The following is a 9620-nucleotide window of genomic DNA, read 5'->3' as shown; positions in this document are numbered from 1 at the left end:
ATTAACTTAATGTTAATCTTCTTTGGGACCCTCAAGAGCAATGAAATTTTTTCCAACATCTCGCACAATATTCCTAACCTCTGTTCTAACTCTTTCGCCCCTCATAGCTGATGAGTCACAAGTCGACTATAACGTGGCTCAAGAGCTCACCCAACTCAAACGTCAAACAGAAGAGAATAACGAGAAAATCCAAAAGCTCGAGTCTCGATTGAACAACAGGGATTGCAAGCCAGCTGAACGCGTTCCTGAACACTGTTGGCCAAAAACTTATTTGGAAATACCTGGAACGAACAGCGCCATCAAATTCATTTTAAATCCAAATATTACCTTAAGTTATGATATAGAATCTTACCCAACAGATTTTTTGTATCCACCTTTTGTTCCTTTACGAGGCGTTAATGGTGGTGCCCATAAACCAGGACAATTTTATGCCCTAGCCAAAGCGACACAATTTGGGTTTAAAACACTTTCATACACCAATCTTGGCGAAGTTAAGACAGAAGTCAGCTTGGACTTTTATGGACAAAATTTCAACGTTATCCCTTGCAATCTATTCTATCAAGCACGACTTCGGTATGCCTATATTGAATTGTGTAATTTTACGGTAGGACAAACCGTCAGTACCTTTCTTGATATTGATTCTATAGGGGAAACCGTCGATTATGGCGCCATCGATGGCATCTCTTTCCGCCATGGATTAATTCGGTACAAGTTCCATTTAAATAAGAAAATTACCTTAGATGTGGCTTTGGAAAGACCTGCCACGGATTACACATCAGAGACTGGGGCTTTATTGTCGACGGGCAGTGCAACATCACTTGCGGGGCAACCGGCAGGTGCTGGGCCCGCGGGTGGATCAAGTATTCCTGATTTAACATTTCAATTAAGACATACCGGTAGCTACGGGCACGTGGCTTTAAGAGGTGTTTTAAGGGATTTAAAATTAAAAGATGTTTCTGATGTAGGGACTGTGCCTGTTATCAACAATTCCTTCAGAACCACCGGCTGGGGCTTAGGCGTTTCGGGTAAGTATTTATTCTATAGGAAGTCGAACTTTTTCTTGCACATCAATTATGGTGATGGTGTTGGGAGGTATATTGTTATCTTGAACGGCCAAGCTGCATTTTACGATCGCTTTAAGAGAATATTCGATCGGCAAAAAGCCTCAGACTTTATCATCGGTGTTGAACACTTCTGGACGGATGCGTTACGCTCTAACCTTATTTTTGCACAATCCGATGTAAAGGTATCTAAATTTACGCCCGTTCTTTTAGGAACCTTAAGGGTTTCAAAGAGGTATAGACAACTCTTTATAAACCTCATCCACTCCCCTATCCCAGCGATCGATATGGGCATTGAATTTGGACTCGTGGATCGTAAAACGGTAGATATGAAATATGGAAAAGCCAAACGAATCACAGCAGGTATGACCTATAAATTCTAGGGTCACATATGAAGGGGTAAACAAATGAGCAAAGTAGCATTAGTGACAGGTGGCACACGCGGTATCGGAGCTCCCATCGCCTTAGCCTTAAAAGAGAAAGGTTATACAGTTATTGTAACCTACCATAGTAATGCGGTCGCTGCCAAAAAGTTCCAAAAGGAAAATCAAATACCCGTCTATCAATGGGATATAAGTAACTTTGAAGCTTGCCAGAAGGGCATCAGTGAAGTCATTAAAAACCATGGCCCCATCGATGTCTTGGTGAATAATGGGGGCATTACCCGAGATGGTGTTCTCCATCGCCAAAGTACAGACCATTGGAATCATGTCATTGGTACAAATTTAACCTCCTGCTTTAACATGACCCGCGGAGTGGTTGAATCGATGCGGGAGCGTGGTTTTGGACGCATCATCAATATTTCTTCGGTAAATGCGCTTCGAGGTCAGATAGGCCAAGCCAATTATTGCGCCTCAAAAGCCGGAATCATTGGCTTTACGAAAGCGCTTGCGCTGGAGAATGCGAAGAAAGGTATCACCGTCAATGCCATCGCCCCAGGGTATATTGACACTGATATGGTGCGTGCGGTCAGTGAGCCTATATTGGGCAAGATCATCGACACGATTCCCCTGGGCCGTTTGGGACAGGCGAAGGAAATCGCACGTGCCGTGGTCTTTCTGGCGGATGACGATGCAGGTTATATCACTGGCGAAACCTTAAACATCAATGGTGGTCTTTTATGTACATAAAGTTGTACGCCTTAAGCAAATATTAAACATTCCTCGATACCATAAAGGGTAGGTGTAGAAACTCTGTGGCTGCCTCGTCAGCCATTCAGAATGAATGAGGATTATGATTATGAGCAAAGGTACCCCGTCCAAAAACAAGAAAATTTCCATAGGTATGCAAGGTGGAGGTTCTCATGGCGCTTTTACATGGGGCATCTTAGATTATATCCTTGAAGATGGACGCCTGGACATTGAAGGTGTGAGTGGCACCAGTGCGGGTGGCATGAATTGCCTCGCTTTAACACAAGGAATGGCTGAAGGTGGTAAAGAAGGCGCACGCAAAAGCCTTTTTCGATACTGGAAAACATTGAGCGAAAAATCAAAAAAGATCGGAATGGCCCCAACACCACTTGATAATTTCAAAGGTGGGCATGGCATCGCTACGAACCCCTTATTCTCTATGATGGGACAAATTACAAAGAACATGTCTCCTTATGAATGGAACCCAAAAAATCAGAATATGCTTGAAGATTTAATCAAAGAACTCTTTAACTTCAAGAAAATTGCTGCTTTTGAAGAACTTAAAGTCTTCTTGTGCGCAACCAACGTTAGAACATCCAAACTCAAGATATTTAGCGGAAATGAGATCACTCCCGAGGCTGTTTTGGCAAGCGCTTGTCTTCCAACACTCTTTCATGCGGTAAACATTGAGGGGGATGATTATTGGGATGGTGGATTTATTGGAAACCCTGCCATATTTCCCTTGATTTATAATTGTGAGACACCCGATATTATGGTGTTATTGCTCACTCCTCAAAGTAGACACAATACCCCCAAAACGCTTGATGAAATTCATTTTAGAATGACAGAGTTAAGTCTGATTAACACTCTGACACGCGAAATGCGCGCGATTCATTTCATCAGCAAACTGATCGATGAAGGGGTTGCCGACAAAACAAAAATTAAGAAAATAAATATGCATCTTATAGAAAATCCCCAAGTCTTTGCAGATCTGGATCATACAAGTCCAATGAATTCGGATTGGGACTTCATGCAATTCTTATTTGAAAAAGGTCGTGAAACTGCAGAAAAGTGGATGGCGAAGAACTACGATGGTATAGGGGTGCGCTCCACGGCAGATCTCGGCAGAGACTTCGTATAGTAATTAATAGCTAGTGAGTGGACAAATAAAATGTTTAATGCAAAAGGCTACAGGAAGATTATTTTTTGCTCAAGCACATTACTGCCCTTCATTATTACTTTATGCCATCCATCACAAGCTGCTTTCCAAGATTGCGAATTGCCTTCTCAATATAAGGTTCCAGGAAAAACTTTTATTATCAATCCTGCATTAACTTGTAACACAAATATATTCATCCACGCTGTACCCTCAATAGCTGCTGAGGCAGAAAAACAAATCAGCGCGGAGGAGAAAAAAAGCAACCCTCAAGCAGTAGGTCGACGCGCCTATGTTCTTCTCGGAGATCATTTTGCAAAAGATAAACCAAATGTCCCTACCAAAGACTTAAAAGTGAAGGGATCTGATGGTCAGCATGAAATACCCGTTCGCCTCTACGAAGGAACTGACAAAGATAAAGTAATTCTGTTCATCCACGGAGGCGGTTGGTCACGTGGAAATTTAGAAACACATGATACATTGTGTAGAAAGCTATGCGAGGCAACAAAAGCTACCATCTTAGCTGTTGATTATCGCTTAGCACCTGAACACCCCCATCCTGCAGGTTTAGAAGATGCAGAAGCTGCATACAATTGGTTTAAAGCAGAGTATGGCCAGAATAAAAAAATATTCATTGCAGGTGATAGCGGCGGGGGCAATATCACAACAAGCTTGATCATTAAGCTGATTAAAGAGGGTAAGCCGACACCCAATGGTGCCATTCTGATATATCCTGCCCTTGATCTTCATATTCCAGAAAAAACAACAAATCCATACTCGAATGGGTATTTTCTAACACGTGATAGCATTAATGCATATATCAACAATTATACAGGAAACAATCCTGAGAAGGCTAAAGACCCAACAGTATCACCGGTCATGGCTTCAGATCAGGACTTAAAAAAGTTTCCGCCTATTGTCATTGTCAATGCTATGTGTGATCCCTTAGAAGAAGAAGGTAAATCTTTTTCTGAACGTCTGACATCTCTTGGCGTTTCTGTGAATCGCAAGGTAATCCCAAATACGGTTCACGTCTTTGCTCAGTACCCAGACATATTCCCGGAATCCAGTGAAGCGGTTGAGTTTATTAAAGACTCAATAAAAAACATAAAGTAGTTCATTTGGAAACCGCTCCCCTTTTTCTATAGAATAAGAGGAGAGGCCAAGCAGCAATAGCTCTTTTCAGTTATAGGCCTCTACTTTTTATGAAGCTCGGTCTTGATGACAGCACTGATTTCCTTCAAAGCATCAAGAACTGCTGGCACTGTGTGATTCATATGCGCAAAGGCGTGAATCATGCCCTCGTAGCACGTATATGTAACAGGGATGCCCGCATCTTTCAAACGCGCAACATACGCTTCACCCTCACCCCGCAAGGGATCAAAACCCGCTGTGATAAGGTGCGTACGTGGTAATCTCGATAGATCAGGTTGTTTGACAGGGGATGCAAGAGGGTCCGAGACCTCATCAAGCGAATTGAGGTAGTGGCTTACATAGTATTTTACGCGTTCCGTTGTTAAGAAGAAACCTTCTGCAAAGTCCGTGTAAGACCAAGTTGAACAAGAGAGATCAAGGGCAGGATAGAGCAACAATTGGAAAATAGGTTGTTGCACAGGCTTATCCCGCAAGCGTTGAACGGTCACGGCCGTCATGTTGCCGCCGGCGCTATCACCTCCAATACCAAGGTGCGTCGTATCAATGTTATATTGACTCCCGTTTTTGACAACCCATTCATAGACATCTAAGCAATCATTTAAGCCAATGGGAAATTTATGTTCAGGAGCCAGGCGCCACTGCACAGAAACCACAATAACTTCCCCATAGTGGGCGAAGTGACGACAGATGGAATCGTGGGTATCAATATCACCCCTTTGCCAACCGCCCCCATGATAATAGACCAGCGCAGGTAACTTTTTATTAACGGTCGGCGTATAGATACGTATGGGAATTTGGTGAACACCATCGGAGCTTAAAACTTTCAAATCCTCAACACGCGGCATTCTCAAAGGGGGGCCTGAATGGATACTTGCAAAGGAATAATAAGCATCACGACCTTGTTTTAGAGTGGCTCTCTTCGAATCATGGTGGGTGTCGATTTCGTGTTTTTTACCCCCAGAAATTGCGTCAAGGACGTCTTTAATTTGTGGATTGAGTTTGCTTGTATCTACCATAGGTATTCCCCTAATAAAATGAGCACATATTAGTATTGTGACAAAAAAAGGTTAAGGTAAGTTTAAAGGATCAAAACTTAGTTAAGCTTTACCTTCTTAAAGCTATCCACACTATTTGATTTTGGAGGGTTTTCTTCTCAGTATGGCGTGTATTGCCTCTAGTTTCTCTTCAAGGCGGTTTACCTGGACTTTCATACTCGTTTCATTATCATCTTCTTCTGTCCTGTAAACTTCTTCCTCAGCGGTTTGCATGGCCCCAACCACAACGCCTATAAAGAGATTCAATATCACAAAAACAACGATAATATAAAAGGAGATAAAAAATATCCATGCATAGCGCATTCCTTGTTCGGCAGAATCCATGATTTTAGCCCAATCGTCTCCCGTTAGAACTTGGAACATGGTTCTCATGGAAGCCCCAATATGATCAAAACCCGCCACGCCGGCGTCTTGGAATAAAAACACACCCATAACGGCATAAATATAAAAGAACATCATGAGAATCCCCACAACATTGATGACACCGGGGATAGCTTTCCCCAAACCATGCAAGATATGGCGCATTTTTGGAGAAGCATCCAGCATCGTCATCAAATGGAGGACACGCACAGTTCGCAGAATCATGAAGAAATCTTGATGGTGAACAAAAGATAACGCAACGATGCTAAAGTCGAACAAATTCCACTTGCCTTTAAAGAAGCGAAATCCCGTCGAATATATTTTAACAGCAAGCTCGGCAACATAGATGCCAAGAATGACCTCATCCAGATTATGAATGGCATGCATGATATTATGAGGCATGGCTTTAAATGTCATGGCCCCCAAAAGGATAGCATTCACAATAACGACAGATCCAATTAGGATGTGACCTGATTTGTGCTCTAAGAATTCATTAAGTCTAAGGATTGCATCGTGAATGAACCGCATCTTAATATTAAGCCCTATTTTAATAAAATTATATATATATTGTGTAGGCCATGATAAATTATTTCAACCCCCTTTCTAGTCTCCGAATAACTCACCTTATGAAATTGCCCCTTAAGAGAAGGGCTTCCCAAACGCTTCAGGAGTGATGTAATACTGAATTTAAGATACTTCTCTATTTGTAGGGGAAGATAATTTTTAACCTTATTTCAAAAGCGGGTCATGTCAAACAACGTCAACTCAGAGTCAGATTTCATACTTCCTTTTCAGCTGGAAAAAGCTTCCATACGTGGTCGATTGGTTCGCCTTAATAAGTGTGTTCGAGATATTTTAGCCCGTCACAAATACCCTCCTCTTGTAAATCGATTACTTGAAGAACTGATTGCTTTGTCCACAGCCCTAGCGAACCTGTTTAAATTTGATGGGGTCTTCACCGTTCAAGTGAGCGGGGATGGTCCTGTTCGATTGATGATTGTCGACGTAACTCATGAAGGTGAGATTCGGGCATGTGCGCGTTTTAACGAGGAAGCCGTCTTAAAGCTACCCATATCAACTGCTTCTATTCACCCTATCCTTGGAACCGGATACCTTGCTTTCACCCTGGCTCAAGGGAACCCAGATGACCGCTATCAAGGCATCGTAGAGCTCAATGGCGCAACATTGTCTGAGTGCTTACATCACTTCTTTCGCCAATCAGATCAGTTGGAAACAGGCCTTGTCGTCTTTACAAAAACCGAGTCTGTCTCCACTTCTGACCACTTAGCAGCTGCCCTTATCATTCAAAGAATGCCCGGCGCTACAAACTTATCATTTGACGAACTCGAGGGGGAAAATGACGCATGGTTACGATCCCTCTCCATTTTGGGAACCGCCACAGCATCAGAACTTCTTTCAGTCAATCTATCCAATCAAGACCTTTTGTTTCGGTTGTTTTGGGAAGATGGTATCAGGGTCTTTGATGTCCAGCCCCTAATTGAGAAATGCCGGTGCTCACAAGATCGGGTCGAAAGTATGCTCAAGACCTTTTCTTTAGAGGATATTCAAGACATGATTCAGGATGAGAAAATTTCGGTAACATGCGAATTTTGTAATCAGGAGTATATTTTTGATCCCCAAACCTTATTGCCCCAGATCTCTTGAAAGAAGCCAGCTCCCGGTCCAACAAAACAACCGAAATGATCGATAACAGGCACGCACCAATTATATAGAACGCTGGAGCGAGTATCGTGCCTGTTTTCTCAATCATGAGCGCGCATATCAAGGGAGCCGTTCCCCCAAACAAAGCGTTACCAATATTATAGGATAAAGCCACCCCAGAATACCTTATGGATGTTGGAAAAATTTGAGCCGCAAAACTCGACCGAGGACCAAAACAGAACCCAAGACTGAAAGAAAACAGTCCCTGGCAAATCATTTGCTGGAAAAAGCTTCCATACTGAGAAGCGTATAGAAGGGGGAATGTCATGAACAAACACCCCAAATAACCCATAACCAAACAACGCGCCTGCCCAATTCTGTCTGACAAAACGGCACCCCAAATCATGGCCGGCATCATCATGATAAGGCTAAAGAGTGTTGCCATGGACCCATAAATTTGAGGGTAATTGTGGAGATTCTGATTGGGGATAAAGACAATTAATAAATAGTATCCAGCGGTATTGGCCATCAAGAATCCGATCGCCAGAAGCACTTTAATTTTATATTTTTGAAACATGATAATTAAGGGCCAGGTATGAGAAGTCCGCTTCTTATTTTGTGCAAGAAACTCAGGTGTTTCAGTCAAATGGCGTCGGGCATAATATCCCCCAATTGCAAAGAAAAAGCTTGTTAAAAAAGGCAGGCGCCAACCCCAAGCCAAAAGCTGCTCCCCTGTTAAACACGCATTTAACAAAAGAATGGTTAAGCAAGCAACAATCATGCCAATTGAGCTGCCCATATCGGCCCAAATGCTGAAGAAACCCTTTCGATGAGCAGGTGCATGTTCCGCCAAGAGAATGATAGAGCCACTAAACTCCCCCCCTATAGATAATCCTTGAAGAAGCCTACAAAATATCAGAGCGATAGGGGCTAAAACGCCAATATCTCCATATACAGGCAACAACCCCATCAAAGCCGTGGGGATTGCCATGCCTCCTAAAGACCAAAGAAGGGCTTTACGTCGTCCCCATTTATCCCCAAAATGCCCAAATAAAATGGCCCCAACGGGGCGCATGATGAAGGCGGCTGCAAAAACGCCATAACTCGACAACAAGGCAGCGTACGGGTCCAAATTTGGAAAGAACAGTTTCGCAAAAACACTCGCTAAATAACCATAAATCGCAAAGTCAAACCATTCCAAAGCATTTCCAATAAAACACCCCATCATTAAATTTCTTGAGGCTTTCAGATTTAAATGGGGGGGGAAAAAAGGTAAATTCATCGAAATAGCTTTGTTTTTCTTTAGTCCTTTGTCAGAACCTATCTGTTTTCGCAATGCATGTCACTGAAATTTTCCGACTCCCCTTAAACGATTCCTTAATTTTTTTGCGTCATAGTGAGAAGTATATAGACTGATTGAAGGATCTAATAAAGCCAATGAATGACTCGAACCAAGATTTTTTCTCCAAACTCTGGAAATGTCCCTTTCGACGCTCTTGGCGTTATGGGCGCAAATTTCTCTTTGTTCTCCTCTTGGGTATTGGTATTTGGATGAGTTTAGATTTTATCGCGATATTTATAACAATGCCCCATTTTGCCCCGCCCATGATGCCGCTTTTAATCCATTCGTTGTTGACAATTCTTCTCAGCTTTATCTTAACGGTCACAACCCATCAACTCTCTATCCGCCTTAGCAGCCGCTTTAGATTGATTCGGGCCTTCCAATCTCCCAGAAGTTCTTCCCATGATTGATGAGTTTTTCCAACAGAAACCGAATTATTCAACAGGTGCACTTAAGGGTAGAACTCCCTTTCTCTTTCGCTCTCTATTTTATACAGCGTTGATTGGCTTCATATCAGGGTTTTTCTTTGGGTATTTATATATGGGGGGATGGATTCCCACCGCTGAGAAAGGCTTAATCCTATATGGAGCAACCTTTGCAGTAGGCGTTATTTTCTCAACGACCCTCGCTCTTTATCAAGTTCGAGCAAACCAGCTCAAAGGCGAGAAGGTTCGCAAAACCTCGAAGCCATAAATAAAA

General features: G+C 42.6%; 9 protein-coding genes. 6 read left to right on the top strand and 3 right to left on the bottom strand.

All coding sequences use genetic code 11. From position 1 onward, the window contains the following. Positions 1-40: 40 nt before the first annotated feature. From K2Y18_02825 to K2Y18_02810, 4 genes are all read left to right on the top strand, one after another. A complete protein-coding gene (locus K2Y18_02825; GenBank protein MBX9804670.1) occupies positions 41-1444 on the top strand; it encodes a porin in 1404 nt (467 codons plus the stop codon). A 24-nt stretch (positions 1445-1468) separates the two neighbouring features. Further along, a complete protein-coding gene (gene phbB / locus K2Y18_02820; protein ID MBX9804669.1) occupies positions 1469-2191 on the top strand; it encodes an acetoacetyl-CoA reductase in 723 nt (240 codons plus the stop codon). Between the two features lie 109 nt (positions 2192-2300). Further along, the gene (locus K2Y18_02815) at positions 2301-3332 is read left to right on the top strand and encodes a patatin-like phospholipase family protein (protein ID MBX9804668.1); all 1032 of its coding nucleotides are present in this window, start codon (positions 2301-2303) and stop codon (positions 3330-3332) included. A 30-nt stretch (positions 3333-3362) separates the two neighbouring features. Next, positions 3363-4463 (top strand): alpha/beta hydrolase, encoded by a 1101-nt coding sequence (locus tag K2Y18_02810; GenBank protein ID MBX9804667.1) that lies wholly within the window; start codon positions 3363-3365, stop codon positions 4461-4463. Between the two features lie 80 nt (positions 4464-4543). On the opposite strand, the gene K2Y18_02805 is transcribed toward K2Y18_02810, so the two are convergent. The 3 genes from K2Y18_02805 to K2Y18_02795 form a co-directional block, all read right to left on the bottom strand. Continuing rightward, positions 4544-5518 (bottom strand): alpha/beta hydrolase, encoded by a 975-nt coding sequence (locus tag K2Y18_02805; protein MBX9804666.1) that lies wholly within the window; start codon positions 5516-5518, stop codon positions 4544-4546. Positions 5519-5629: 111 nt separating this feature from the next. Then, positions 5630-6445: an ion transporter gene (locus K2Y18_02800; GenBank protein ID MBX9804665.1), complete on the bottom strand. Its 816-nt coding sequence runs from the start codon at positions 6443-6445 to the stop codon at positions 5630-5632. Between the two features lie 1012 nt (positions 6446-7457). Further along, the gene (locus tag K2Y18_02795; GenBank protein MBX9804664.1) at positions 7458-8861 is read right to left on the bottom strand and encodes an MFS transporter; all 1404 of its coding nucleotides are present in this window, start codon (positions 8859-8861) and stop codon (positions 7458-7460) included. Between the two features lie 155 nt (positions 8862-9016). On the opposite strand from K2Y18_02795, the gene K2Y18_02790 reads away from it, so the two are divergent. Both K2Y18_02790 and K2Y18_02785 read left to right on the top strand, forming a co-directional pair. Then, entirely contained in the window at positions 9017-9331 is a 315-nt protein-coding gene (locus tag K2Y18_02790) for a hypothetical protein (protein ID MBX9804663.1), read from the top strand. After that, on the top strand, positions 9324-9614 hold the full coding sequence (locus K2Y18_02785; GenBank protein ID MBX9804662.1) for a hypothetical protein: 291 nt from the start codon (positions 9324-9326) through the stop codon (positions 9612-9614). Before K2Y18_02790 ends, K2Y18_02785 begins: the two co-directional genes overlap by 8 nt. The last annotated feature ends 6 nt before the right edge of the window (positions 9615-9620 follow it).

Source organism: Alphaproteobacteria bacterium (genome assembly GCA_019746225.1).
In the GTDB taxonomy this organism is placed as follows: Bacteria; Pseudomonadota; Alphaproteobacteria; order Paracaedibacterales; family VGCI01; genus VGCI01.
Note: the sequence above shows the minus strand (reverse complement) of the source record. Positions and strands in the feature narration are given on the sequence as shown.